The 26554-nt window shown below is 53.2% G+C and carries 23 protein-coding genes; 22 read left to right on the forward strand and 1 reads right to left on the reverse strand.

The window, feature by feature from the left end; translation table 11 throughout:
• The 22 genes from NTX59_00475 to NTX59_00580 all read left to right on the forward strand — a co-directional run bounded on the left by NTX59_00475 (position 1) and on the right by NTX59_00580 (position 25346).
• Entirely contained in the window at positions 1–780 is a 780-nt protein-coding gene (locus tag NTX59_00475) for a hypothetical protein (GenBank protein ID MCX5784141.1), read from the forward strand.
• A gap of 78 nt (positions 781–858) precedes the next feature.
• On the forward strand, positions 859–2205 hold the full coding sequence (locus NTX59_00480; GenBank protein MCX5784142.1) for a hypothetical protein: 1347 nt from the start codon (positions 859–861) through the stop codon (positions 2203–2205).
• Positions 2206–2445: 240 nt separating this feature from the next.
• Positions 2446–4164, forward strand: a complete 1719-nt coding sequence (locus tag NTX59_00485; GenBank protein MCX5784143.1) for a tyrosine-protein phosphatase — start codon at positions 2446–2448, stop codon at positions 4162–4164.
• 45 nt (positions 4165–4209) lie between these two features.
• Positions 4210–5091, forward strand: a complete 882-nt coding sequence (locus NTX59_00490; GenBank protein ID MCX5784144.1) for a protein-tyrosine phosphatase family protein — start codon at positions 4210–4212, stop codon at positions 5089–5091.
• A gap of 28 nt (positions 5092–5119) precedes the next feature.
• A complete protein-coding gene (locus NTX59_00495) occupies positions 5120–6346 on the forward strand; it encodes a hypothetical protein (GenBank protein ID MCX5784145.1) in 1227 nt (408 codons plus the stop codon).
• 275 nt (positions 6347–6621) lie between these two features.
• Positions 6622–7698: a hypothetical protein gene (locus NTX59_00500; GenBank protein MCX5784146.1), complete on the forward strand. Its 1077-nt coding sequence runs from the start codon at positions 6622–6624 to the stop codon at positions 7696–7698.
• A 50-nt stretch (positions 7699–7748) separates the two neighbouring features.
• Positions 7749–8729: a YiiX/YebB-like N1pC/P60 family cysteine hydrolase gene (locus NTX59_00505; GenBank protein ID MCX5784147.1), complete on the forward strand. Its 981-nt coding sequence runs from the start codon at positions 7749–7751 to the stop codon at positions 8727–8729.
• 281 nt (positions 8730–9010) lie between these two features.
• Positions 9011–9517: a hypothetical protein gene (locus tag NTX59_00510; GenBank protein MCX5784148.1), complete on the forward strand. Its 507-nt coding sequence runs from the start codon at positions 9011–9013 to the stop codon at positions 9515–9517.
• Between the two features lie 42 nt (positions 9518–9559).
• Positions 9560–10489, forward strand: coding sequence for a hypothetical protein (locus tag NTX59_00515; GenBank protein ID MCX5784149.1), 930 nt, complete (start codon positions 9560–9562; stop codon positions 10487–10489).
• A gap of 56 nt (positions 10490–10545) precedes the next feature.
• Positions 10546–12774: a hypothetical protein gene (locus NTX59_00520; protein MCX5784150.1), complete on the forward strand. Its 2229-nt coding sequence runs from the start codon at positions 10546–10548 to the stop codon at positions 12772–12774.
• A gap of 208 nt (positions 12775–12982) precedes the next feature.
• Positions 12983–13537 carry a hypothetical protein gene (locus tag NTX59_00525; protein ID MCX5784151.1) on the forward strand — a complete coding sequence of 185 codons (555 nt, stop codon included), beginning with the start codon at positions 12983–12985 and terminating at the stop codon, positions 13535–13537.
• A gap of 176 nt (positions 13538–13713) precedes the next feature.
• Positions 13714–14505: a hypothetical protein gene (locus tag NTX59_00530; protein ID MCX5784152.1), complete on the forward strand. Its 792-nt coding sequence runs from the start codon at positions 13714–13716 to the stop codon at positions 14503–14505.
• A 76-nt stretch (positions 14506–14581) separates the two neighbouring features.
• Positions 14582–15100: a hypothetical protein gene (locus tag NTX59_00535; protein MCX5784153.1), complete on the forward strand. Its 519-nt coding sequence runs from the start codon at positions 14582–14584 to the stop codon at positions 15098–15100.
• A 40-nt stretch (positions 15101–15140) separates the two neighbouring features.
• Positions 15141–16238 carry a hypothetical protein gene (locus NTX59_00540; protein ID MCX5784154.1) on the forward strand — a complete coding sequence of 366 codons (1098 nt, stop codon included), beginning with the start codon at positions 15141–15143 and terminating at the stop codon, positions 16236–16238.
• A gap of 80 nt (positions 16239–16318) precedes the next feature.
• The gene (locus tag NTX59_00545) at positions 16319–17383 is read left to right on the forward strand and encodes a hypothetical protein (protein MCX5784155.1); all 1065 of its coding nucleotides are present in this window, start codon (positions 16319–16321) and stop codon (positions 17381–17383) included.
• A gap of 191 nt (positions 17384–17574) precedes the next feature.
• Complete coding sequence (locus tag NTX59_00550) at positions 17575–18339, forward strand: L,D-transpeptidase (GenBank protein ID MCX5784156.1); 765 nt, start codon at positions 17575–17577, stop codon at positions 18337–18339.
• Between the two features lie 44 nt (positions 18340–18383).
• Complete coding sequence (locus NTX59_00555) at positions 18384–19490, forward strand: polysaccharide deacetylase family protein (protein MCX5784157.1); 1107 nt, start codon at positions 18384–18386, stop codon at positions 19488–19490.
• 203 nt (positions 19491–19693) lie between these two features.
• A complete protein-coding gene (locus tag NTX59_00560; GenBank protein ID MCX5784158.1) occupies positions 19694–19888 on the forward strand; it encodes a hypothetical protein in 195 nt (64 codons plus the stop codon).
• Positions 19889–20044: 156 nt separating this feature from the next.
• A complete protein-coding gene (locus NTX59_00565) occupies positions 20045–21814 on the forward strand; it encodes a phosphatidylserine/phosphatidylglycerophosphate/cardiolipin synthase family protein (GenBank protein ID MCX5784159.1) in 1770 nt (589 codons plus the stop codon).
• A gap of 37 nt (positions 21815–21851) precedes the next feature.
• Complete coding sequence (locus tag NTX59_00570) at positions 21852–22628, forward strand: hypothetical protein (GenBank protein MCX5784160.1); 777 nt, start codon at positions 21852–21854, stop codon at positions 22626–22628.
• Positions 22629–22815: 187 nt separating this feature from the next.
• Positions 22816–24126: a HEAT repeat domain-containing protein gene (locus NTX59_00575; protein MCX5784161.1), complete on the forward strand. Its 1311-nt coding sequence runs from the start codon at positions 22816–22818 to the stop codon at positions 24124–24126.
• Positions 24127–24317: 191 nt separating this feature from the next.
• Positions 24318–25346: a hypothetical protein gene (locus tag NTX59_00580; GenBank protein ID MCX5784162.1), complete on the forward strand. Its 1029-nt coding sequence runs from the start codon at positions 24318–24320 to the stop codon at positions 25344–25346.
• Positions 25347–25433: 87 nt separating this feature from the next.
• Here the strand turns inward: NTX59_00580 and NTX59_00585 are convergent, their stop codons facing one another.
• Positions 25434–26342: a hypothetical protein gene (locus NTX59_00585; GenBank protein MCX5784163.1), complete on the reverse strand. Its 909-nt coding sequence runs from the start codon at positions 26340–26342 to the stop codon at positions 25434–25436.
• Between the last annotated feature and the right edge of the window lie 212 nt (positions 26343–26554).

Here is a 26554-nt window from a genome sequence, read left to right on the forward strand (position 1 = left end):
ATGAACGAACTGATAAAAAAGATCACAGCGATGAACATTCTGATAGCCGCAGTCCTCTGTTTAGGGGGGCCGGCGTCCGCTTCGGAGTTTAACCTTTCTTCGGTTTCGGCCGATAACCTGCGCGGGACTGAGTTTAAGGCTGCGCCGGTTCCCCTGCCCAGGGTCCACAAGGCCGCGCCGAACGAGCTCATAGGAATAGGTCTCTCCATAAGGATCCCATTCAAAGTTATAAATAAAGCGATGCTCACGGAGAAACGGCTTTCCCTGATAAATCCTGCCGCGCCCGCGCTGGAACGGTCCGGTGAAATGCTTAAGGTCGTAAACATCCGCTTAAACATTAACGGCATTATTATAAAACCGGTCATTACCCTTAAACCCTATTTAGAGGACAAAGACAAACTCGCGGTCAAGGTTCAGCGCGTACAATTACACGCCTCGGGGTCGCCTACCCCGGGCAGCATCGGCTTACCGGCGGCCCTGCCCACGCCCGATACCGGGCCTGGATTCAACACCGAGAATACGATGGCCGATGTAATGGGCATAATAACCGACGCCATCAGGGAGGCAATCAACGAAAGCCTGGCTGCGAATCATAGTTCTCTTAGCGCCGACGATCTGATCGTTTCCCGATATGACAAGGCCGCCTGGACGCTGCACTCCGTCATTTCAACCGCGGTCCTGAAGCGCGTCCTGCCCGAAAATCTGGTCGGGGAGGTACACCTGACCGGTTTCAGGTTTGACGACAGCTCCCTCATTGTTGAATTGACAACCGGGAACTAGACCCTGAAAACTCCCGGCAGACCGGTATGTTGTGGATGTAAGCATGTAAACGAAATCGCGGTAACAGGAGGAAAAAGTATGGTTTCAGGAAAATCATTAGCGGTAATTATGGTTCTGGCGGCTTCGGCCCTGCCGATTCACTCCGCGTATGCAGCCGAATTCGGGGCTCTGGCGGTGAAAGCCTCGGACCTGAAAGCCGCGGCCGCAGCGGATACCGTTGCCGTTACCCCGGACAAGCCCGCGCGGACGAACGCGATCACTATCTATTTCTGCGGCACGGCCATAACAAAGGACTGGTGGAAAGCCGAAAATGCGCACAGCCCGGATGGTACTGCGGGTTTCTGGTCGCCTGAACTGGTTTCAACCCTCTTTTACGAGCAGAATGCCGACTCCTATAAACTCGTAGTAAATGGGATAGGAACGGACGCCAAACCCGGCTCTGCCGCCTCATACGCCGCGAAAGCCTCCCCTGAAGGAAAGATCGATATGAATTTCGTGGGAAACAAAGGCCTGTATGGACAAGCCCTTCCCAGTTCTTTCCTGGCGGATAGGGGCTGGGACAAGTGCGTAAGCGAAGCCGTAACTTATATCAATTCCGTTCTGGCCTCTGTCACGGGAGAGGTAACTCTTAACCTGGTGGGCCACAGCCGCGGCGGGGTTTTGACGATGATGACCGCGGATAAGGTTAAAAACAACCCCAGGATAACAGCCGTCAATATCCTGGCGCTGGACCCGGTGCCGGGCGACGGGTCGGTTCCTGTAGGGACCTATCTGCTGAGCGGGAAGGTAAAGAACTACGTCGGCATATATTCCGAAGACGAACGGACCGAGATGTTCGAGCCTGTTATTCCGGCGGCCGAGCCCGGAACAAAAGTATGGCTGCTGACGCTTCCCGGAAGCCATGAGGCCATGGTAGGGAACTCGCAAAAAGACGGGCACTCATCCGGCGATCATTATTACTCTTCGAACGCGGGAGACGGAAACACGCATCTTCCCGAATTGAAGCCGGTGGGTAGGCTGACTAAAATTATCGCGACCGGACTGCTTGCCTCTCCGGACTGGGGCGGGGTCAGGTTTAACCCGGACCGGCGGCAGGTAACCATTGAAGGGGCCAAAGCGGAATTGATCAAAACAGCCCAGGATATGCGCTCGCCGGAAGCGGCAAAACTCTATGCGTATCAGAGAACCGTTTCCTTCCTGCCCTCTTTGATCCCCTTTTACACCTCTCTTGTTTCTTTTACCGGCGGAAGGTCGCAGAGCCTTACCGATACGGAGGTGCGCCGCGGCCTTCAGAATGATCCGCGCGTTGTCTATAAAATGGAAGGCGGCACGCTTCGCGCCATGGCGCTTAACGAAGTTATCCCGGACAGGGAAACCGCCGCTCAGATACTTACGAAGCTTACGGAACTTGGCGGGTTGAACTGACGGCAAAGATCCGTTCGTGTTAATACTCCAGAGTGCAATGTCGGTTAAGCCATTGGTTTAACTAAAGGCTGTTTTGATAAACTGCCGCTCCTGGGTCAAATAACAAGTTAATTCTGGTTCTTAGGCCTCAGGAAATTCAGTGGCGGGCGGGGTAAACTTATATCGTGAGGTTCTAAACGCAGTGCGAGAAGCCGCATGCAGGACGAAACTGATAAGGAGAGCAATAAAAGAGAAAAAAATATGATGACAAAAAAATCACTGGCGGTAATTATGGTTCTGGCGGCTTCAGCCCTGCCGATGCGCGGGGCGCATGCTGACGAGATGTCAACGCTCACGGACCTGGCGAACGGAACGGCGGTTAAGGAAAGTCTGCCGGCCGTCAGCTCGCCCGAAACTCCTTTCCCCATGTTTTCGGAGTCGATAAAACCGTCCGGGAAGAATGTCACGGCGCAATACAATGCCACTCTCAGCGCGGTTTCTTCCGCCGGCTCCAGGGCCGATGTAAAGTACAAACAGCTCGCCGGCTACAGGATACTTTTCGTGCCCGGCTTCCTGACCAACCCTTCCGTGGATCCCGGCCTGCTTTATAAGCCGGGCGCGGACCGGATCAAGCCGGGGCAGGGCATGATGGCTACCTATTTTTATGAGCAGATCACCTGGCTCAGGGCCAACGGTCTGGACGCAGGCATAGTCAACATAGAGTCGGAAAGCGGCATAAAATACAATTCAAATTTAATAGAAGCGGCCATCTCGCTCTCGCCCAAGCCTGTTATAATCATCAGCCACAGCAAAGGCGGACTGGATACCCTGGAAACTTTGATCCGGCGGCCTTATCTGCGCGGTAAGGTGCGGGGAATGGTTTCCATACAGAGCCCTTACTATGGCACCCCTATCGCCGACTGGGTGCTGCGGGGGCGGGCCTTTATGTCTCCCCTGACCGCTATTGTGCTTAAGGCCATGGGCGGCTCCATGGAGTCCGTAAGGGACCTGTCGGTTAAAAGCCGCATAGCTTATCAGGCCGACAACGCCGCTGAAATAGCAAAGATAACCGCCGCCATCCCCACGATCTCTTTCGGCGCGTGGAAAAACGAAGAAGAAGGCGTTATGGACACGCTCTTTGAACCTACCCGCGACCTGATGCTCAAGTGGGGTGTCAAAAGCGACGGCCTGGTTCCGGTCGACAGCGAAATGCTGCCCGGCGCCGACCAGATAGCCGTGGAAGGCCTCGATCATCTTGCCACCGTCATCAAAGTCGAGCACCCGGCTTTCAACAGAGTGGATTTCATCAAGACGCTGCTTACGATGCTTATTGACAAAGGGGTTCCGGCGCTGGAAGCTCCCCCCAAGCCGGAATCCGTCGGCGGATTGATACATACCGGAGACCCGGCGGAACCCATGCATTTTGGCCGCATCAATATATCCAAAGACTCGGACCTGCGCGGCATAGCATATCGCGGCGGCAATCCGGCCCCTGAAACCTACAAATTCCTTAAAAAGCAGGGAGTAGACACCATAATAAATATAAGGAATATGACCAAGCCTAACTATAAGCTGTGTGAGGCAAACGGCATAAAGTGCGTAAACCATCCTGTTTGGGCTTTGGACCCTGATATTTTAGGCGGAGTTACGGTTGGCGACAGGGAGCTGGGCGGCATCATTCTGCATAAAAACAAATACTTCCTGGACGCTTTTCAAGCCGCTGTGGCGGAACTACAGGCCGGTAAAACAATATATATACACTGCCAGGGCGGAACCGACAGAACCGGCGCGTTGGCGGCGGCATTAACTATAAGAAGTTATGCCTGCGGGAAGAGTTTTAACAGCTATGAATTACGGGAGAATACGATGAACACCCTGCAGGAGTTCGGCTTTTGGAACCATGTTTTTCCGTCCTGGGAAAAAGAGATAAAAGGCTGGGTGGATAATTTTCCGGAAAATAAGGAGTGGCTCTGCAAATAAGCGAGAGGATCGTTCAGCGGCTGTTATTGCTAAGGGGATGAAAATATGATGACAGGAAAATCGTTAACGGTAATGATGGTTCTGGCAGCTTCAGCCCTGCCGATGCGCGGGGCGTATGCCGATGAACTTTCAACACTTTCCGCTCTGGCAGGCGGGACGGCGGTTAAGGAAGGCCTGCCACCCATCAGTTCACCCGAAACTGTCGCTCCAAAACCGGAGCCGGAGTCTTCGTATTATGCCGGCTTGGAGGAATTTCTGGAATATGCCAAAAACTCCCCTAAACCTCCTGCCGGCAATGACGCTTTCCAGGATACGGTGGCCGAGTTAGGCTATGAGCGTCCGCCGGTTAATAAGGATAAATATAAATTTCCCATTAAAAACTTCGGCGTTATAAAACTTTCGGCCACTCCGGCCGCCAGGATGATGGATGAGATGGCGTTCCGCGGCGGACCGCTTGAAGGCGAGCCGAATGAAATGGGGTATAAATTGCTGAAGGCAGTGGGGGTGCAAACTGTTATAAGTCTTCAGACCATTCATCCGGTGAATGATGCGGAATGCGCCAAGTACGGCCTGACCTGCAGAAATTTCGGCAAGCTGCCCATGGATATGTTCGGCTGGCGCGAAAGCTCCAGTTTCCGCGAGGGCTTTCAGTTCGCGGCGGACGAGTTAAAAGCCGGCAGAAAGATATATGTCCATTGTCTGGCAGGCAACGACAGGACCGGGATCTTTGTCGCGGCTTTAACCATCAGGGCCCGCGCCTGCGGCTTGGCCAATCTGAATGAAGAGGATAAAGCGGCTGTCCGCGAGGCGGCCCGCGATGCCTGGAAAGAATTCAGACTATGGTACAAGTGGTTCCCGAAATGGACGGCCGAAGTTGACGATTGGGTTGATAATTTTGACCAACACAGGGAATGGCTCTGTAAATAAGCGGGCAAATAGCCCCGGGAGGGATACAATGAAAAAAATATTACCGATCGCGGGTTTAGTCATGGCGGCGGGTTTATTGCTGCGTGTGAATGGTTCGGCGGCTGAAGCGCGGATTTCCGCTCTTGATCAACTGGACGGCTCCGTTTCCGGGGTCCCTGTCCCAAGCCCGGCCTCTCCCGCTCCCGAGCAGCCGCCAGTCGGGGTCGTTACGGTGTACGCATATCCGCCTACCTTCAAGCAGGATTGGTCTTCGCCCAGAGGCATGCTTGGCAGCATGCTCAGTTCCGACCTCAAAAAACAGCTCTATTCGACAAAAACGGGGTTCGTTTCGGATTTTAATGAGGAGGGGACGGTCGACGACAATTATAAGTCCGCCGTGGGCCATGTCGAGGCGCATGTTAAATGCACTCTGCCTGAGGGCGGCGTTTACGATGTCTGGACCGGCATGGTAGGCCGCAAAATGATGAGCGCCGACATTGATGTTTTAGTCAATAAAAAACTTGGGATGGGATCGATGTTCCACGCTTTTGTGGACGGTTACCTGGCCAACGGCGAAGAGAACATCTGGCGCCTGGTGAATTATAAAAGCTCCGGCAGGGACATACCCCGGTACTGGGAGCAGGAGATAGACTCACAGGCTTGCGGCAAAATTAAAGAGATGGTGGGATTTTACAGCGGGTTTCATTATAAGCCCGGAACCACACTGGCCCAGCTTCAGGCTCTTCCGCCGGAAAAGATCTTTTACTTTGACACGACCAAGGATCCCTACAATACCTATATGGCGCGCCGCGCGAATGGGGATAATACTCCGGTCGGAGGCGTTTGCGCTTCTTACGGCATGGCTTTGCTGAAGATGGCCGGCAAATACGACTATTCAATAGACGATCAGTTCAGGTCTAATATCGAGGTTTCCGAGCGGCTTATCGGCGGGATCCCGGACGAAACCGGCAAAATCCGCGAGGTGGAGCTGTCAGATCTGGTGTTTGGCAGCCTGGGCGGGAGTTGGACTTATCCGGGTTATAAGAACAGGTTATATAACAGTTATGACCCGCAGCATATCTGGCAATTCATCGGCGAAGTGGGCGATTGCGCCTGGGGCGGGCCGTTATGCACGCTGGCGGCGAGTGAATGGTACAACAAGAACAAAAGCAGGGTCGTATACGCGACACAGCATGCCGCGGAGCTTTTGCCCTACGCTCACGCCGACCGTGAAATTCCCGTTGGTTTCCGCATGGAAGGGATCCACGTTAAGTAGTCTGGCCAAACGGTTGAACCACAGGCCTAACTGAAGGTGTTTAACCCGAATCCTGCAGTTCAGGGTTATTCTCATTTAAAAACATTAGGGATAAAAATATGCAGGATTCCCCGCTTTGCGGGTCGCAAATCAAGCGCATTGCGCGCAGAATTTGCGAGGGCGGCCGTCTGAGGCGCATTGCGCTTATTACGGCACGGCCATAGGCCAGTATGCCGCGCGAAGCGCACCTGAGCTCCGCGAAGGGAAAGTTTCAACTGAAACTTTCAGGTTAATTCATGAAATTCATCTCTTTAAAAAGCGCGGTGATCTTAGGGAGCTTGATCGTGACAGGTGCCGCGTCCGTGCGCGCGGAGGAACCGGCCGCAATATATGCTCTGGGCCAGGCCCGCTGGAGCGCCGCCGAGTCTCCTAAAGCGGTGGCGCTGCTTACGCCGGAAAATCTTGCAGTTATAAAGGCAGCCTACGGGCCCGGGGCCGCCCGGACCCTTGCCGAGAAAAAAGACAGGGTTTCCGGCTTGCTTGTCCGCTACGCAGTTTGCGAGCTGAACGCGGCTGACGCGGCGGCCGGTGTTAAGTACCTGAGAGACGACTTTTCCCGCGAAATTTCGTACCTTGCCGGAGGGGGATGTCAAAAAATCAAAGCGGCTGCCGCCACGGGCGCGCCGCGATCCGCCTCCCTTGAAAAAATTTCCTCTTTGGCCCAGGCCGGTTCCTGCAGCCAGTCCGCCTCGGCCAGGCTTTTCGACGGCGCCATGGACCAGGGCTCTGTTTCCGCGCCGGCTGCGCAGGGCGTTTCCTATGATGCCGCTAAACCGGCCGGGTTTATGACCCCTGTTTTCCCACATGCCGCCAAACCGCTTTCTTCTTCCGTGCCGGCGCTTAATCATCAGGCGGACAAATCCGTAAAGCCAGCCTCAGATTATCCCGCTGAGCTGGGCCGGGATGGCCGTGTCAACCAGGCCGTGGCTTACTGGGACGATATGCGCAGGGAAAACTGGAAGGCTTATTCGGAAGGGGAGCTTCACGGCTATAAAAAGGCCAAAGCTTTTGCAAAAGCGGCTGTCGGTGCGGGCTTAGGCGGTCTGCTCAAGGTAAGCAATCTCCCCCGTGTTGAAACTGCGGCGGAAAGGCTGGGTTGGGACACGGGTCACGGCGCCGGTGCGGGCGTTATAGCCGCTGATTCCTCCAAGCTGGCCTTTAATTCCGGGGTTTTTGTTTTTGCCTTGCTTCCGATCTCCATATTGGACGTTTCCACGGCGGCGCTTGCCGGTGAGATCTGGGCCGTAACCTACCTGGGCATCATGGCCGCCGTTGCCGCAAACCGTTATTTACTTCATCTGGACGACGACTGAGCCCGCTCTAGGTTCTATGTCATGCGGTTTCAAATTTGGAGGAAACACTAATGGGAACAACAATGATGATGGTGGCTGTGTTAGGTTTGACCGGCGGCGCGTATGCCGCTGAAACAGGCTCCGGCGACTTGGAAGGATTGCGCAGTAAGGCTGAACTGAGGTGTTTGACGGCGAAAAGAGGGGCTGATCTGTTCGTGCCGGCGGCCTTGCCTTCCGCGGTCAAAAGGGCGGCTGTCACGGAACGGAAGGCCGTTCTAGTCCGAGTTTTGAACAGGGCGAAAATTTCAAACGGCGTTCCCGGCGCGGGTACGGAGTCGGAACAACTCAAGGCTTACCTTTGTTCTCCGCGCGCCGCCGCCGGGCTCAGCGGCGCGGCCAACTCTGCCGTGAAGGCCGACAGGTTCTCCGCGATCGACGCTATATGGGCTCTTGGCGAACTGCATGACAGAGCTTCGGTTCCGGTTTTTGAGGCTATGCTGGCATCCGCCGACCACACCGTCCGCCTGAATCTTCTGGCCGCCCTTAAAAAGTTGGATCCGGCGAGGCGGGGAACGGATAAGGAATTCAAGGATGAGGTTTTTTCGTCAATTCCGCCAGGCGACCTGCTTTTTCGTGAAGGAAATTTCGGCTTACTCAGTCCGGGGTTGCCCGTCGGCCATACGGCTATTTTTACAGGCATGGAAAACGGCATGCCGATGATGATACATGCCACCAGCACATACGGAGGTGTGACCAAGGATTCCATGGATATTTTTATTTCGGGACATCCTTATTACGGCAACCGGACAACGGCCGTGCCGCCCACCGGGGAACAGCGGGCGGGGATACTTTCCTGGCTTCTTAAACAGCTTGACAAACCTTATGACACCTGGCACTCAACGCAGAAAGGGCCGGATAAATTCGACTGCGTCGGCCTGACCGAAGCCGCCTATGAATCTGTCGGGCTGAATCCGACGCCCGATGAGCTTGAAGAGGGTCCCGGCTGGCCGCTTGAGCCTTACGAACAGTACGATAATACCGTCGCGGACTGATTTAAAACATTGTCGCGGCAAAATACGGCGCCCAAGGCGGTTAAAGCATGGACGCCGTATTTTTAAGCGGGATGGTCCCGATTCCGTTATCCCGGCCGGTTTTTGGAATTTCCTCCGGCCCCGGAAGATCGGTTAAGCCACAGGCTTAACTCAAGGCATTTTTGATAAGCCGCCGCTCCTGGGTCAAATAACAGGGCGGACCTGGTTCTTCGGCCTCAGGAAATTCATCGGCCCACGGAGTAAACTTATATTATGAGGTTTTATGTCAGGAGGAAACACTAATGAAAAAAATAATGATGATGGCTCTTCTGTCAGGTTTGACCGGCGGCGCGTCTGCCGCTGAGATGTGCGCCGGGGCTCTGGTGTGTATACCGGGCCCGAGGGGGCAAACGATGCCTTCCGGCAAATATTCCCCTGAATTCGCCGATCTGGCGGTACACGCCTCCGATCTGAAAACCCCTGACGCGGCGCCGGCCGTTCCGGCTCCCGCGGCACAGGGCGCCGACTTTGACGTGCGCAAGGTTTTCTTAATGCCGGAAACGGAAACCTGGAAGGGCCCTTTCGTCATACAATTCAGGAAAGGCGCCGACCTGCCTGCTGTCATGAACGTACTGAAAAAAGTGGGGCTTGAGGCGAAAGAACTCGTGGATAACGGCGATGGGCTTTACGCGCGGATAGAAATGGAGTATGAATTCGCCCCGGTGACAGTTATGCGGCTGACGGATTACACGTCCGTCGCGTCCGTACAGGTGAACAAGCGGCTCTGGGGCATGATGACCAGCTACTGATATGTGATAAACCGGCAATTTTTAAGTAAATATGAGAAAACCATGAAAAAAACAATGCTGACTACAATTCTGTCCTGCATACTTGCCTCCGCGGCGGCTGCCGCCCCCGATTTTGACTGCGGCAAAGGTGTAAATTTAAGTTCGGAACTGGTCGGTATCGAAATGCCCGCTCCGGCCGCACCCATGGCCGCGGAAATACCCGTTGTTGTGACCGTGGCCGGCCTGGCTTCCAAGAATATAGCGGGGGGAATGATCAGCGCGGCGGAGGGAGCCAGTGTGCATGATCCGGACACCTACCTGCAGGACAGGCTGACAAAGCTGCCCCCATGCGCCGCTATCACTGTTGTCCCATTTATATGGGCCAGAACATTCAGCGACACTCAGAACGCCTTGGACCGCTTCGTGCCGCAGCTGATGCAGGTTTATGATACCTATAAAAACACCGGCCGCCCGATCTATATTCTGGCGCACAGCTGGGGCGCCGTTATAATGCACGATGTCCTGCACCGGGTCGCCAAGATCAGGCCCGATGTGAAAATAGATAAATTCATAACCATCGGCACTCCGCTCGTGCCCCGCGTAATGGCTATTGATCTTATTTGCGGCTACCAGGTAATGAATCATGGCCTGCTGCAAGCGGTTTCAAAGCCGGCCAATCTCCGCTATTGGAAGAATATATGGGCCTCAAGGGACCCTTTTTCCAACGCCATCCCGGCGGCGGACAGCAATATACAGATAGACGCGGACCTGGGGCTGCCCGAGTACGACCTGGCGCAGCTTAGCGTTACCCGTCCGGACCTTAGACTGCAGATCAATAAAGATATCGCGCTCATTGATAACTCGCATGCCTGGCATAAATCCTATTACAAAGGTTTCAAGGCCTCTCTGGTAACCCTGAATGAGGAAATAAACCTTGAAGTGTTCGATTCCCAGATCGCGCCGCAACTGGCCGTCTGTATGGATAAAAAATAACAACTAAATTTAAAATTTCAAAGCTTGCAGAGCTGGATCAAGGAGAGTAATAAAACATGAAAAGATCATTATACGCGGCGGCGGTGTTGTTCAGTGTTAATATTTCTTACGCCGGGGAAAGTGCTCTTGATTCGTTAAAAGCTTCCGTTCCTGCTTCAACTTTAAGCGGAACAGTTTCATTCGACACCAATCACGTTAACATAGAGTCCAACGACCTCAAGACCCCCACCGTTTCACCCGGCGCCCCGGTCTCAAGCGACTTTGACCATTTCTGGGAAAAGCTCAAAGACGGCACCGGCGACAGTCTCTGCAAGGCCGCCCAGTTAAAACTTAATGAAAACGCCAAGCTGGCAAATGTGCTGGGGCTGGGCGGCGGTTTTAGCCGCTATCTGATGAAATTCCCCAACGAGAAAATAGCCCTTGTGGATGAAGTGGATGTAAAACTTTACCTCACCCTCGGAAACAATATCCTGCAAGTCCCAGGCGTACAGGGCCTGGGCGTCAACATCACCGGGCAGATCGAGGGCAAGTCACAGGTGGTCAGGCCGCTCGAAAGCGACCGCTACTGCAAAGAATTGGGCACGCTTGTTAAGCTTTATGAGGTCAAAACCGCTATCCCTTCCACGGCTAAGCGCATAACCGAAATGGAGAATGGGGAGATCTGGAAACTGCCGCTGATACTGCACCTTGGTTTCGGCGCCAGCATGGGCGCCACCATAGACGAGATGATAAACGTCTCCATCTCGGCCGGGGAGACCAAGGAGCGCAGGCCCTCCGTCACTCTTTACCGTATGGACGACAACCACCTGCGCCTGCGCGTCCGCCTTGACCGCGTGACAGTGCAGAGTGTGGGCGCTTCCGCCTCCAGCGTGCAGATCCCCATGTCCGACCTCGGCCTGTGGAACGCGGATAACATCCTTGCCAGCTTTATAAATAGGACCTGGGCCAATGCAGTGAACAGGTACATAGCCACCCAGCTTTCTTTGGGGTCTTCACGCACCTTCGGCAAGAAGCTGCTGGTCGAGTTCGTCCTGAACCCCAAAGATCCGGAACAGATGGCGGCGCTGGAAAAATTCATGCTGGGAGACTTCAGCATACTAAAGCGCTTCATAGACCTGGGCCTGAGTTTCAACCACTTCGCCGAGAACGACGAGACCTCTAACGGCCTTGGAGATCTGGCGGGCGTGGCGGACCAGTCCGGCCAGGCCGTCGGGTCAAAACCGGGATTTGCCGGCAGCGACATTTACCACGGCCACTCGAATAACATCCATTTGCAGGTGCCGGTAGTGCATGCCCAGGACCTCAGCTGGAGCGCTTCATATAACCGCTACCAGTCTATGGATAAGGAAGGCGAAACCCTGCACGTGCAGCAGCGGACCCGTATTTCGGACGGCAAATCCGTAAACCTGCCCATCCTCGGTTCGGAAGTGAAGTATAACTCACAGAAGACCGTCTATGTGGTAAATAAAGAAGGGGCGGACGGAAAAACCACCCTTCCCGCGCTGATGTACCAGCAGAACGAAGGTTTTGTCAGGCAGAGCGACGGCACAGCCCGCGACATGCTGCAGCAAGCCAGCGGCGTGCTGCGCTATGTCGGCGTGAACGGCAACGGCACGAACGAGACCAATGTGCTGCCCACCGACAGCATCTTCCCCGGGACGGGCGGTTTTTTCAAGTACTATAAGACGGCCGTGATGAACTTCAATCTGCTGATAAGCGAGCGCGGCGTGCAGGCTATCATTGCGGCGCCCGCGCGGGCCATCATGAAGGCGTATATGAACATGATGCGGGAGGAGGTGCCGGCCATCATAGACAAGGTCATGGACCTTTTCTACATCAACAAGGACGGCAAAGTGGGTTATGACTCAATAGAAGCCGCCAGACGCGTTGGCGGCACTTCCGCCGACTATGAGAACCCCGCCAAACCGGTGGATGTTGTGAAGCAACTGGCCCTGGGCGCCACGGAGATAATACGCGATATATCCTCAGTGCGGGATGTCTCCGGCTGGAAAGAGCAGTCCGAAAAACTCGCCAAAGTGGCCGCCGGCAGTTCCGGGAGCGGCCTGAGCTACGAGGATTTTCTTAAGGTTGTTCTGCAACTGGTGGACCCGCTGAACGTTTCCGCCGAGGTCTTCGTCCATACCGACAAGAAAGTGAAAGGCGAGGCCGATGTGACGCAGAACTACAAGTTCTTTAATAACAAGGATGATAGTTTCGACGCCAACATAGCCGAAGTGAACCAGATGCACGCGCGTTTCGCGGATCCGGCGATGCTTACGGACTAGCCAGTCCGGCAATTTACGTATTGGTTAAGCCATAGGCTTAACCAAAGGTATTTTTGATAAGCCGCCGCTCCTGGGTCAAATAACAGGGCGGACCTGGTTCTTCGGCCTCAGGAAATTCATCGGCCCACGGAGTAAACTTATATTATGAGGTTTTGAGGGCTGCGCGATAAGCCGCCTCCAGGACTAAACAAATAAGGAGAAAATAACAATGAAAAAAATAATGATGATGGCGGTTATGTTGGGCTTGACAGGCGGCGCCTACGCAAACGATGCGCTCGAAACTCTTGCCGCGCAGGCTCCGGCGGCAAACGCAAGTCCGATTGTCCCGGCACCGGCAAAAGCAGTTCTTAGTGCTGCGGAAGTGAATAAGCAGGCATATGATATACTGGCCGGACTTTTTGAGAGCGGGCATTATATTTCACTGGACAGCCTGGCGGATACCCCCTCTCATGCGGTGGATCTGATAACTGTAGCGAAAACAGGCGAAGTTAACCGAGACAGTTCAGGGGATATTCAGGTGGATAAAGTGGAAATTGGTTACCATGGTCTTGTGCAGCCAACGCCCATATACAATGTGTTATGCACGTTGATGGGTCGCTCCTATTATAAAGGCGACACGGGTTCCACATCGTTGATGACACTCAGCCGCCCTTCTGCAACTGTGACCGTTGAAATAAAGCAAAACGGAAAGTATGAGATACTCAAAGTCACCGGCCTGGAGGATGGTATCGGATACGGTTTAGTGTCAAACGAAAAAAAGTAGTTTTTCCATACATGGTAATTCTTTGTCCTGCTATGGGGCCGGGCGTCCGGAAAAACAGTTTAGTGTTGTCCAAAGAAGACTCTTCCGGGGTCGCTGTGCGGAGAAAACAATCTGGTTGGCGTCGAGTAATATATTAAAAACGTGGGAAATGCGGATTGCACGAAGGAGATTAAAACATGAAAAAAACAATAATATTCGCGGCGGTAATAATTGGATTGGTCAGCGGAGCTTATGCCAAGCCCGCGATGGAGCAACTTAAGGCCTCGCCTGATTCCGTTATAACCGCACCGGTTCCTGCAGCGGCCAGTGCTAAGGCCGCAACCGATGTCGGCACAGCAAAAATGAAACTGGGATCGCCGGCTGAAAACCTGGCTGGTAAAAATTCCGGTTCCGGCGGCACTTGTAACGCTTATGGGTGCAGCAGTTGCGGCACCTGTAATGCCTACGGCTGCCCTAAGTGTAATTCCGGGTATCACGGCGGAACGTGCAACGCCTACGGCTGCTACGATGGCGCTCACGGGTCATGTAATGCTTATGGCTGCAGCAACAACGGAGAATGCAACGCTTACGGCTGTCCTTCCGGTAATCACGACGGAACGTGCAATGCTTACGGCTGCAGCAATTGCGGCACCTGCAGCGCCTACGGCTGTCCTACGTGCAATTCCGGTTATCACGGCGGAGCATGCAACGCTTATGGCTGCTATGATGGCGCTCACGGGTCATGTAACGCTTATGGTTGCAGCAACAACGGGGAATGCAACGCCTACGGTTGCAGCAACAATGGAGAATGCAACGCTTACGGATGCAGCAGTTGCGGCACCTGTACCGCCTACGGCTGTCCTACGTGCAATTCCGGTTATCACGGCGGAACGTGCAACGCCTACGGCTGCTACGATGGCGCTCACGGGTCCTGTAATGCCTATGGCTGCAGCAACAATGGCGAATGCAACGCCTACGGTTGCCCGTAAGTAAGTCCGGTCACTATAGAGTGGGAAATTCAAGGATGTAGTACCTAAACCGAACAAATCAGGGAAGGAATTAAATATGAAAAGAATATTCACTTTCGGAATAACAATGCTGTTCGCGGTTCCCGCTATTATGGCCATGCCCGACGGGGTGATACTCGGCGAGAATAATATAATAGTCGAAAAAACCGAAAAAGTGACGATCTATGAGGTTAAAAGCGCCAGTATGACCGAACCGGTTGACTGGCTGGGCGGCATGAAGTCGTCCACGCTTGAGTTGACACTTACGGTGGAGGGTAATGTATGCCCCGCTAAAGAAAGCGATGTGGCATTTTTTTTAAACTACTCCGACCCGACCTACTTCAAAAGCCCAGCCACGCTTGAATTGCTCAGCTATTACAAATATCCGGTCAGTTACGGTTGCGCCGCTTATTCACAAAGGACCGATGTAACCGTGCGAATAAAGGTGACCGTGGCGGATTTTGAAAGCTTCGACTGGCCTATAAATGTGCCTTTTGGGATCGACGGGCGGGATGGCGTAAAAAAAGTCGTAGTCTCGGTTAAACCGTCCTTTAAAGTCTCAGTGCAGATCATGTAAGCCGCCTCTATGACCGATTAAATAAGGAGAGTAATAAAATATGGGAAGATCAGCACTATTAAGCATGAGTTTTGCCGGCAGTTCAAAGTCGGAGACGGGAGCTGTCAAACAGATGCGGAGAACAGCCCTGCTTCTTAGTTCCTTATTGATTATTGCGCCCGGCCTCGCTTTTTCCGGGCAAACGGCTTTGGACGCGCTTAATACTATGGCGCAGACCGCGCCTGAAGCGGCGCCGCTGCCGGTTCAGCCGGTTTTCATTACTGCTCCGGGAACCGAAGTAACGGGCGAATATATTAATTTTTTTGAAAATGCCGATGCACGCTTTGACGCGGCGGTCGTTAAAAAACTCAAAAAGTACAAAGTCATCTTTGTGCCCGGCTTCCTTTCGGATGTGGACCCGAGCCAACTGCACATTCCAGGTATAGCGCTTAAGTCCGCCCAGCACTTCGAAGAACAGATGAAGTGGCTTCAAGCGTCGGGCATGGAGTATGAGCGGCTCAGTATGACATCCGAATCCTCGGTCAAGGCGAATTCCGCCATCGTTTCCACCGCTATCAGGGCTTCGTCCCGGCCGGTGATCCTGATAGGCCACAGCAAAGGCGGACTGGACACCCTTGAAGCCCTGATCTCCGACAGAGGCCTGCTTAAAAAGGTAAAGGGGTTCGTGTCGCTGCAAAGCCCGTTTTTCGGTTCCCCGGTAGCCGATTATGTGATTTCAAATAATAATCTCAACAATCTGGCGGCCACGCTTTTACTTAGTATGGGAGGAAACAGGGATTCCATGGTAAACCTCACTTGCGCCGACAGGAAGCCGTACATGGCCGCCAATGCCGCCGCCATAGCTGATATTACTGCAACCATTCCCGTGATAGCGGTGGCCACATGGAAGGACCCTGTGCCCGGGCAGGTTGACACCGCCTTGGAACCCGTCCGCGATTTACTGCTGGTGCAGGGAATGCGCAACGACGGGGTGGTCCCCGTGGACAGCGCCCTCCTTCCCGGCGCGAACTTTGTAAAGCTCTCCGGCCTGGACCACGGTGTCACGGTAAGTCCTTCCAGTTACATAAATTTTGACAGGGTGAAATTTATCAAGGCTTTGCTGCTGACGCTTTTTAACAGGTTAAATCCGGAGATATAATACCCATGGTTTGAAATAGAATTCGGTATTGTGTCCCCGGAAGCCTATACGGATTGGGTATCGGTTGGAGGATAAGTTCGATGAATAAGGCGATAAAATTCTTTGCGGCTGCGATCCTTCTTTCGGTTTTAAATCCGCCTCTTTACGCGGAGACCGCCCTTGAACAGGCTAAAGCCTTAGCCCCGGGCACAGAACTTGCAATACTTCTGCCTGAGGCGGAAAACGCAGGGGCTATCGGCGCCCCCCCTGATACGGTCCTGAAAAAACTGGCGCTCTTTGATTATCAAAAGGGGGACATGCGTTACATTACCAGATACCCCGCCTCTTTCCATGAAAAATATTCCGTTGAGACAATTGAACTCCTTATCAGGGATCCTCTGCGCCAGATCGGTGAATTTAAGCAGAACTGCACGTTCTATAAGACAAACCTGCCGGGGCCCCGCCCTACGGTACTCGTGTCGATGCATTTCACGGGCGATAAGACGATAAGCGACTGGGCCGCCAGGCATTTCGCGGAAAAGGGATATAACGCGGTGATCATCAACGCGCGCGAATCTCTCACCGATGAAACCCGCCCGCTCAACAAATTAAGCGACCTTTTTATAAGGGAAGCCATAACCGGAAGAATGTGCGTAGACCTGCTTGAGACATTCCCTGAGGTGAATAAGGAAAAGCTCTACGCCTTCGGGATCAGCATGGGCGGAATAAGGGCCGCTCTCTTGTTCGGAGTCGAACAGCGGATAAAAAAAGCGGGAGTGATAGCGGGAGGGGGAGACATCCCCGGGATCATAACTGACACCCATTTTTTTCCGCCTGAGCACGCAAGGGATGAAAGAATGGAGATCGAGGGAATAGCCGATCTGGAAGATTTCAGGGCCTACATGAAAAAAACAATGACCGTGGACCCCCTGGACTTCGGGAGTCTGAGAAATCCCGCGGATCTCATCATGGTAATAAGTCGCGACGACCAGTTCATCCCTGATGTCTATCAGGAAAAACTTTGCAAAGCATTCTCAAGGCCCCAGGAAGGAAGATATGGAAGTTATCCCGTTGTAATACACTCAACCGTGGGGCATTTGCATACGGCCATGAATTACGCCAAATACATAGATCGGTTCATCCGCTTTTTTGAAGGTCAAAACTAACCAGACGGATGGGAAAAGGTTCCCCCAGTCGCCTCTTTTCGGTTAAACCATCGGCTTAACTATAGGTGTTTTTGATAAGCCGCCGCTCCTGGGTCAAATAACAACGCTGCTCTGGTTCTTCGGCCTCATGGAATTAACCGGCAAACGCGGTAAACTTATATCGTGAGGTTTTAGATAAGGAGGAAATATTAATGAAAAAAATAATGACGATGGCTGTTATGTTGGGTTTGACCGGCGGTGCGTATGCCGCTGAGATGTGCGCCGGGGCGCTAGTGTGTATACCGGGCCCGATGGGGCAAACGATGCCTTCCGGCAGCTACTCACCCGCGTTCGACGATCTGGCGGTAAACGCCTCCGCTTTGCAAACTCAGGCTGCGGCGCCGGAGGTGTCCCCGGCCGCCACTACTAGCAATATGGCGGCTGATCTGAGCCAGTTGACCGTGGAAATTCTGCGCGATGAAGCCCTGGCCGACCCCGCAGCATTCATTGACGCGCATACCCCGGAAGAAGTGGATGCGGCTTTCGGTTTCCAGCGCGACCGTTACCAGATAACGGACCCGAACAGGATAAAGAACGCCATCGTCCGCATGACCGTGGACCTTACCCGCCAGCGCCTTGTGATACAGTCGCCTACCCTTAACACCGAATTCAAGATCTCTTCCGGCGTTCAGGGCCATCGCACCGCGGGCAGCGGCAAATGCTTCTCCCCCGACGTGCTGGAGGAAATGCACTACTCCAGCCTCTACAACAACGCGCCTATGCCCCACTCCGTATTTTTTAATGGGAACATAGCCGTGCACGCCACCAGCCCCGCCAATGAATTGCTGCTTGGCCAGGTAGCATCCCACGGCTGCGTGCGCCTGTCAAGAGTGAACGCCGCGACCGTCTTTGCCCTGGTACGCGCCAACGGGAAGGCAAATACCGCGATCTGCGTGCAAGGCGCCCCGCCCAAATAAGTATTAGGGAAATTATTAAGTGTCACTATTAAGGAGATAACACAATGAACGCAAAAACCTGTATCCTCGTTTCTGTTCTTTCGATAGTGCCTTTTATTTCAGTCTTTGCCCAGGAGCCGCAGCTGCCGCGGGCCCCCGCTTCCGTTGCGGTTCCGGCCGTGCCGCCGGTTTCCGCGGATATAAATTTGCTGAAGGCGCAATACGATGAATATTACTCGGCCCTTCAGGTCTTTTCCGACAAGGCCTACGCGGCGCGGCAGGACAGCTCCGAATTCCTTGAGTACTCGGCCACGGGCAAGTACCTGCGCGCTATACTTGACAACCTTTCGGTCCGCATAAGCAGCGCAACCGGCGCCGTTTACCAGCCGGAACCTTCCAAAGAGGGCGGAAAAGTTTCTGCGAGAGTTACGGCGGAGGTGGAGAGTGTTTTTAATTTTTCCGGCATCCGCGAAGGAGAGACGCGCGGTGTGCCCATAAAGCCGGGCTACTGCCAGATAAACTACGTCAAAAACAACACGCCCTTTCTGGTGCAATTCGACGGTTTCCTTAATAAGGGTGAGGTTATATTGACCTTTGACGACGGCCCGGGGCCGCTGACCGAGGAAGTTTCCACCTCCATGAAGGACGCCGGCGCGCAGGTTCTGTTCTTCGTGCTGGGGATCAACCTTGGAGACAACGGAAAAATCCGCATAAAGGCCGAAACGGCGGACGGGCATCTTGTCGGCGTACACGGTTACAACCACGCCACTCCATCCGGCAAACCCTTCACCGCGCTTTCCCTTGAGGAAACCCTCAGGCAGCTGGGCAATGTGAACTCCTCCATAGCCTCAGCTATCGGCAAGAAGTCCTCTTTCTTCAGGCCGCCCTACGGCGTCATTTCGCCCGAGGCGGTCAGGGCGATATATTCCGATATCGGACTGGTTCCGGTCGGCTGGACCATAGATACGCTCGACTGGTCCACGAAGGATCCCGAAACGCTTTACCAGAACACAATATCCATGATAGCGAAGCGCGGCAAGGGCATAGTACTGATGCACGACATACATCCGCAGAGCCGCACGGCCTCCAAGCGCCTGGTGAAATGGCTGGCCGAGAACGGCTACAAAGTGGTTTCACCCGAGAGGCTGGTGCAGGCTTATAAAGGGGAGTAAAAAGTCCCGTAAGTAAAATGTAGGCAGGAGTCAGAATTCAGAGTAGCTGAATCTATCTGTCGCCTGAGCTCTCTAGCCCATGGCTGTGCCGTATCGGGGGCTATGCCCGTCAGACGGCCTTTCTGACTTCTGGTTACCTTAGCAGTTATTAATTTGCAAGAAAGCGGGCCGATCGGCCCCAATATGGGAGAAAAATAGATGCTATGAAAAAAAATAATACATTGATCCTGCGACAAACTACTTTCCAGTCCATAATCGCAGGACCGGGAAATGAAAGACAAATTAAAACGCTCGGCTACATAGTAGTTGCTTTCGATGAACAACTCTTGCCGGGAACACGCAGGAGGATATGCAGCTATAAAACTAAAGCTGACGAGGTTCTTGCGGAGGCACGATAATTTTTGCCTTGCGGAACTTCCCCAAGTGCCCAAAATAAACAGGCCTAAAGAGTTTGCATGTTTAGGTATTTGGCCTCATACCGTCCAGGGCGGCTTTTTCATACCATTTATATGAACCAAGTCCAAACCCCGGGAAGTTTAGGCGGAGAAATTAAAATGAAACTTTGCGGCAAAAGCGTTCACTGCAGTGGTTTTGTCAGCGGCCATTTAACGCCAAAAAAGTATTCAATACCGTATCTTGCGTTTTTACTCCTGCTCCAGATATCTTTCGTTTTCAATACTCATGCCGCGGCGGCCTCCGAGCCCGGGACCACCCCATTTGACACGGAACTCATATTCCGGACAGCGGTCTCACCTTCCGTTTCTTACATGGCGGATATTCCGATGCCCAAGGAACCCGTCTTACGGATCGCTCCGGAACCGGCGGAGCAAAAGCGGCTGGCAGGGGAATTCAGCGGGAAGATAGTAGAGATATTGCGCGACAACTGGTACAACCCCACGGCGGCCGCAAGAAAAATCGTAATAGCCGAAATGGGGCGGGCACAGGCGGCGGGCGTTCTGGAACCCACTCTGGTGTCAGTTCTCAGCAATCCCGCGATCAGAAAATTACTCCCTGAAAACTACAGGGAAAGTTTGATAAAAAATATAGTCGCGGAACTGGAAATTACGGACTCGGTTCCGGGCATACAGGGCGGCGAACCATGGCCCGAAATGGCGGCCAGACAATTGAAAATGGTCAAAGCCGGTTCATTCGCGCCGCGCGGTCCCGGACAAAACTCGCTTTTCCTCGAACCGGGCTTTATAGCCGAATTTGAAAAGCTTACGGGCGCCGCCTTTTCAGGCGCCAACAGCGCGGAACTTTTAATAAACGGCCCCGCCTCTTTTGCCATGCGCGAAAAACTGATAAAGAACGCCAAAAAAAGCATTCATATACTGAGCTGGGCCGTTTTTGACGACACTACGGGGAACTGGCTTGTGGAACTGCTGTCGGCCAAAAAAAAGCAGGGACTTGAAATAAAAGTGATGGTTGATGAGCAGGTGGCTGCACTCTATGGGGACAAAAGTTCCCTTCCGCGTCTTAAGGCTGTTGGAATCGAGCTTATCAGGTTCCGTGACCCTGCACGGAAATTCGACGGCCTTCACGCCAAACTGCTGGTGGTGGACGGAAAATACGCAATATCCGGCGGAATGAATTTCGGGGATGAATATTCCCATATGGGAAATATGCCCAAGTGGCGCGACACCGACGTCCTTATAAGCGGGCCCGCCGTGGAACAGGCGGAAATAAATTTCAGAAGTATATGGACAGAGCAGGCTAAAGTTAAGAACCTGTCCTTTCAGCCTTTTAATGAAACCACCCCGGCCTATACCGGAGGCAGTTCCAGGGTTTCATATGTTTTCCAGCAGCCGGCAAAGGAATCTTATGTCTTTCTGGGCATACTCAAGGCTATTTACGGGGCCAGCACCCGTATTAATATCGAGAACGCCTATGTGGTAAACACTCCGGCCCTCAAACAAGCCCTTAAGGACGCCGTTAAGAGGGGCGTTGAGGTAAATATCCTGACCAATTCCAAAGATTCGGTCGATGACCCGATAATGGCAGTGCCCATACTTACAAGTCTTGCAGATCTATTGAGATCCGGCGCCCGCATATACCTGAAGCAAGGCGCCATGGTGCACAGCAAGTTTATGACGGTGGACGGGGTTTTTTGCGGAATTGGTTCTTTTAACCTTCATCCCAGAAGCATACGCTTAGAGACCGAAATGATCGCAAACATAATAGACCCTGTTAAAACCGGGGAGCTGGATGACGTTTTTTACAGGGATGCCGCCGCAGCGAAGCGAATATCAACCAGGAAAGATCTGGGTATCCCCATGTCGCCCGTAAGCTGGCTGGCGGAAAAATGTTTCTTTAACCAGCTGTAGGAATAGGTGTTAAATTACAAGTTTAGGGAGGAATGATATGCGAATAGTAATATCCAAAGGTTTAGTCGCTCTGACTCTGGCTTTATGCGCTTCAAATGTTTTTGCCTCGGAATTGGAAAGCCTGGCGGCAGGCAGTGAAACGGCGTTTTTGAACCCGAAATTCGCGCAGACAGAGAGCCTGACGGCTATTCCCGCTCCGGCAATGCCTGTTAAGGCTTCGGCAACACAGACGCCATGGCCGTATTTCCCGGGAACCAACGAAGGCAAATCTCCTGAATTTAACAGTCCTATCCCCAATTTCGGCATGGTTATGAAGGGCGTATACAGAGGAGCCCGCATGACGAAAGAAGCGGACTACGCCTTCCTGAGGAAAATGGGGATAGACACCTCGGTCAATCTTCAATATCCCTTTATTATTTTCAAGGACGCCCCGCTGCTTTGTTCAAAATATCATTTGAACTGTTCCTATCTTCCTGTCAAGATCATCCCCCGGACCGACGTGATATTCGGCATGGACGAACTCAAGACCGCCTATAAATTCACGCGGGAAGAGATTAAAGCGGGCAAAACAGTGTACATCCACTGCTGGTATGGCCAGGAAAGGACCGGGCTGCTTTCCGCGGCCCTGATAATCAACGAGCGCATGTGCAAACCCGGGGCGGAGAGGGACCCGCAACTCAAAGAGAAGACGTGGCTGGAGGTGGATCAATCCCTCAGGAAATACGGTTATCGGGAGGTCCACCAGAAGCCGTTCTTGGCCATGAAAACCTGGATAACCGAGTTTGAAAAAAACAAAAGCTGGATCTGCCAGTAACAAAACGTACCCGGATCATCGTCAAGCGTCCTAACCTTCTCCGGAATATCGGTGATAATGCTTACAAGATACCGCCTGCCTGGGCCAAAGGGGCTATGTTTTTCATAGTTACTTTGCCTTTGCGTTCCGGACCGGCAGACTTTATGATTTCATCCTCGTCTGATAAACGATGGTCAGGAAATAAGGAATGAATAAAATTCTCAACCGTCTGCCGGTCAGTGCCGCGTTTTTTTTATTTCCCATCTCTTATTTAAGCGCCGCCGGAAATTTAAAAATTGAAACGCTCAGCGTCAATGTATCAGGCGGTCCGAAAACGGCCGAAACGGCGCTTGCCGGAGCTCTTAGGCAGGATAAAAGTGCCGATTACAGATGCGCCCGGATAGAAGCCTTGGGCGCCAGCAAGGACGATTTTGTAGCCAGAGAGCTCGCCATAATCGTCAACGACCCCGATGAAGACGTGAAGCGCTGCGCGACCAGGACCGCGGGCCTGCAAAAGAACATCCACGCGGCTGAGGCCCTTTTAGCGAATTTTGAGGACTACCATCGGAAAATAAGGAAGGGCGCTTATGAAAATAATCTTGGGGCGCGGCTCTCAGCTATAGATTCCATATGGTCTTTGGGAGAGATAGGCGACCCGATAACCTTAAAAAAGCTTTGGAGGCTCTATAGCGAGTCCGACGAGGTGGTCAAATTAAACATGGCGGTCAGCGCGGGCAAAGCCAAATCTAAAGACGGTAAACAATTCCTTTATAACATAGCCGGCTCCGCGCAAGATAGTTCCGCGGTCAGAGCGGCGGCCTATGAGCTGCTCGCCGGCCTGAAAGCCCCCATGCCCGCCGTAGGCAGGGTTTTCTCCGCAGGTATGGAGAAGGGGGATATTATCTATACCGGAGGATGGCTAGGCATACCGCAAAGCTGGATAAAAGATCTGCCCGTAGGCCACGTGGGCCTGTTCGGCGGCGCCGATGTCCGGAACGGCAGGATAGTGGTTACGATATACGACTGCCAACCGAATGAATTCAAGCCCGCAGGGGGTGTGCGGAAAATTTTCTCCTGGAGCGACTTTACCCAGCAGCACAAGTATCCTTTCTACGGCAACCGCACTACCAGCGTGCACCCCACTCAGGTCCAGCGCGAACTTATAATCAAGGCCGCTATATCCAAGCTCGGCCGCCGCTACAATAATACTCATATCGGCCCCAAGGGCCCCGACACTTTCGACTGCGTGGGGTACGCCGAATACGCCTATGAGGCGGCGGGCCTTAATCCCACTCCCGACGACCAGGAAACCGGTCTGGGCTGGCCGCTCACTCCGGCGGAGCAGTTTGCCGCCACCGTGCCGAATCAAAGCGCGCCCATGGCATATATCAGTGCGGCCAGGATAGGCTCCTCTTCCGCGACCCTTAAAAAAGTTTACGGATCCGGGGTATTCGGCGGCCCCTATTCCAATATCCCTGAACTCCCTCCTAAGATCGTCCCCTCCGAAACCGGCTATTGAGCCGCGCCCGAAGCGGATGTTCCATTTTCGGGGTCTGTTTAAATATTGTTTCCCGATGGGTTAAACAAGAGACCCACTCCGGGGTGGGTCTCTTTACCCGGGATATCTGGGACTATTGCTGCTTGTCGTATCCGGCCATTTGGGTTATACTTTTAATATAAGTGCAAGGCTTTCTCCGAAGGAGAACTAAAGTGAAATTAAATAAAATACTGCCAGTCGCTCTTGCGCTGGTATTTTCCCCTTTTAATATCCGTTCGGCCGGCGCGGCCGGAGACCGGGCCGCTCTAAACCAGTTGAAAGCGGAGGCTTCCAGCGTTCCTGAAGCTGCGCCCCTGCCCGTTCCGCCGGTTTTCAGCAATGCTCCGGGGACCGAAGTCACGGACAAATATAACAACTTTTTTGAAAATGCCGATAAACGCTTTGACGCGGCGGCAGTTAAAAAACTCAAAAATTACAAAGTCATCTTCGTACCCGGATTTCTTTCGGATGTCGACCCGAGCCAACTGCCCATTCCCGGAATGGCTCTTAAGCCCTCCCAGCCTTTCGAAGAACAGATGAACTGGCTGAAAGCTTCGGGAGTGGATTATGAGCGGCTCAGCATGACGTCCGAATCTTCGGTTAAGGCGAATTCCTCCATCGTTTCCGCCGCTATCCGGGCTTCGTCCAGACCGGTGATAATAATAGGCCACAGCAAAGGCGGACTGGACACTCTTGAAGCCCTGATCTCCGACAGGCACTTGCTTGGAAAAGTAAAAGGGTTCGTGTCGCTGCAAAGCCCGTTCTTTGGCTCTCCGGTGGCCGATTATGTGAGTTCAAATAATCATCTCAACAATCTGGCTGCCAGTCTTCTGCTCACGCTGGGCGGAAATAAGGATTCCATGGTAAACCTTACCTGCGCCGACAGGAAGCCGTACATGGCAGCAAATGCCGCCGCCATAGCGGAGATCACGGCAGCCATTCCCGTGATAGCGGTGGCCACATGGAAGGACTCTGTGCCCGGACAAATTGATACCACTCTTGAACCTACCCGCGATTTCCTGCTATTGCAGGGAATACGCAGCGACGGGGTGGTCCCCGTGGACAGCGCCCTCCTGCCCGGCGCGAACCTTATAAAGCTTTCCGGCCTGGACCACAATGTCACAGTAAGCCCTTCCAGGTACATAAATTGTGACAGGGTAAAATTTATCAAGGCTCTGTTGATGACGCTTTTTAACAGGTAAAAGCGCCTGTTGCACGTAAAACAGCCTCCGCTCTCGGAGGCTGTTTTTTTATCCCTGCTGACTTTACCTGATGTCGGGTGAGTTTATTCAGTCTTTGGGGAGAAACTGGTATATCCTGGCGTCAACAAAGTAGATGGCCGAATCTTCCCTGTTTTCCTCAGGATCGCCATGGACGGCGGCCAGGTTTACCGCGTTTTCCAGGTGTTGGCGGTAAATATTAAGGTTGGACTTCGTCATACGGACGGTCAGCCTCTTCAAAGCGATAAGTTTGGAACCCTCCAGCCACTTATTACAGTTGTCGCGCAGCGCTTTCCTTATCCCCGCCGTCGCCGGAGTCATGGGCAGCAACTGGATCGTTTTCCCCACGAACTTGCCTCGCACCTTGTCGCCGGAAAGATCGACCACGCCTCCGTCAGCCAGCGCTTTTAGCGCCTTCCTTACCACTGTAGGCTTAAACTTGGTCGCATCCGACAATTCCCTGACCGTGACCCAGCCCGCGGTTTCGTTCAGAAAGGTCTGACAGATGTCGGTCTCCAGATCCCGGGTGCACAATTTCCATTGATCCAGCGTAAGATGGACGCTGAGCTGCGCGAGCGCTCTATGGGTCGCCGCCTCGGCCAGCTCCCTGCTGGGGAGATCCACATTAGCGGAGGCCGGGGCTGACAGGCCATTAAGCAGTTCGTCGGAGCCTGAGAGCGCTATGAAATAGGCCCGTATCAGTTCCTGCGCCTTTGGGGAATACTGCGTAACGCCCAGGGCCGACATGATCGCCTTGAGGCGCCAGCTCTTGGGCAATTTCTTTCCGCGTTCCATATCCCAATAGCTCATGAACGCAAGCCCCAGGCTTTTGCTCCCGCCTATGTTCTTGAAAAATTGGTGGGCGGTGGGGAAGCCCTGCTCTTTTCTGATCCTGGACAAAACTTTGCCGAATGCTTTGCCGTTAGTCATGCTCCAATTATACCATATCAGTTCAGCCATAGGCTTAACTAACGGCATTTTTGATAAGCCGCCGCTCCTGGGTCAAATAACAAGGCCGCTCTGGTTCTTCGGCCTCAGGCAATTCATCGGCAAGCGGAGTAAACTTATATCGTGAGGTTTTGAGAGCTGCATGACAAGCCTCATTAAAGAGGAAACAGATAAGAGGAGAGATCAAGTATGAAAAACTCAGCACTCGTAAACATGAGGTTTGCAGGCAGCTCAAATCCAGC

Source organism: Elusimicrobiota bacterium (assembly GCA_026388155.1).
Classification (GTDB): domain Bacteria; phylum Elusimicrobiota; class Elusimicrobia; order Elusimicrobiales; family UBA9959; genus UBA9634.

Bases quoted from the DNA above. Each gene is read 5' to 3' on its own strand.
- NTX59_00530 (MCX5784152.1), top strand. From the start codon at position 13,714: ATGAAAAAAACAATAATATTCGCGGCGGTAATAATTGGATTGGTCAGC.
- NTX59_00500 (MCX5784146.1), top strand. From the start codon at position 6,622: ATGAAATTCATCTCTTTAAAAAGCGCGGTGATCTTAGGGAGCTTGATC.
- NTX59_00520 (MCX5784150.1), top strand. From the start codon at position 10,546: ATGAAAAGATCATTATACGCGGCGGCGGTGTTGTTCAGTGTTAATATT.
- NTX59_00480 (MCX5784142.1), top strand. From the start codon at position 859: ATGGTTTCAGGAAAATCATTAGCGGTAATTATGGTTCTGGCGGCTTCG.
- NTX59_00550 (MCX5784156.1), top strand. From the start codon at position 17,575: ATGAAAAAAATAATGACGATGGCTGTTATGTTGGGTTTGACCGGCGGT.
- NTX59_00525 (MCX5784151.1), top strand. From the start codon at position 12,983: ATGAAAAAAATAATGATGATGGCGGTTATGTTGGGCTTGACAGGCGGC.
- NTX59_00485 (MCX5784143.1), top strand. From the start codon at position 2,446: ATGATGACAAAAAAATCACTGGCGGTAATTATGGTTCTGGCGGCTTCA.
- NTX59_00585 (MCX5784163.1), bottom strand. From the start codon at position 26,342: ATGCCGTTAGTTAAGCCTATGGCTGAACTGATATGGTATAATTGGAGC.
- NTX59_00570 (MCX5784160.1), top strand. From the start codon at position 21,852: ATGCGAATAGTAATATCCAAAGGTTTAGTCGCTCTGACTCTGGCTTTA.
- NTX59_00540 (MCX5784154.1), top strand. From the start codon at position 15,141: ATGGGAAGATCAGCACTATTAAGCATGAGTTTTGCCGGCAGTTCAAAG.
- NTX59_00510 (MCX5784148.1), top strand. From the start codon at position 9,011: ATGAAAAAAATAATGATGATGGCTCTTCTGTCAGGTTTGACCGGCGGC.
- NTX59_00565 (MCX5784159.1), top strand. From the start codon at position 20,045: ATGAAACTTTGCGGCAAAAGCGTTCACTGCAGTGGTTTTGTCAGCGGC.
- NTX59_00535 (MCX5784153.1), top strand. From the start codon at position 14,582: ATGAAAAGAATATTCACTTTCGGAATAACAATGCTGTTCGCGGTTCCC.
- NTX59_00545 (MCX5784155.1), top strand. From the start codon at position 16,319: ATGAATAAGGCGATAAAATTCTTTGCGGCTGCGATCCTTCTTTCGGTT.
- NTX59_00475 (MCX5784141.1), top strand. From the start codon at position 1: ATGAACGAACTGATAAAAAAGATCACAGCGATGAACATTCTGATAGCC.
- NTX59_00495 (MCX5784145.1), top strand. From the start codon at position 5,120: ATGAAAAAAATATTACCGATCGCGGGTTTAGTCATGGCGGCGGGTTTA.
- NTX59_00555 (MCX5784157.1), top strand. From the start codon at position 18,384: ATGAACGCAAAAACCTGTATCCTCGTTTCTGTTCTTTCGATAGTGCCT.
- NTX59_00505 (MCX5784147.1), top strand. From the start codon at position 7,749: ATGGGAACAACAATGATGATGGTGGCTGTGTTAGGTTTGACCGGCGGC.
- NTX59_00575 (MCX5784161.1), top strand. From the start codon at position 22,816: ATGAATAAAATTCTCAACCGTCTGCCGGTCAGTGCCGCGTTTTTTTTA.
- NTX59_00490 (MCX5784144.1), top strand. From the start codon at position 4,210: ATGATGACAGGAAAATCGTTAACGGTAATGATGGTTCTGGCAGCTTCA.
- NTX59_00515 (MCX5784149.1), top strand. From the start codon at position 9,560: ATGAAAAAAACAATGCTGACTACAATTCTGTCCTGCATACTTGCCTCC.
- NTX59_00560 (MCX5784158.1), top strand. From the start codon at position 19,694: ATGAAAAAAAATAATACATTGATCCTGCGACAAACTACTTTCCAGTCC.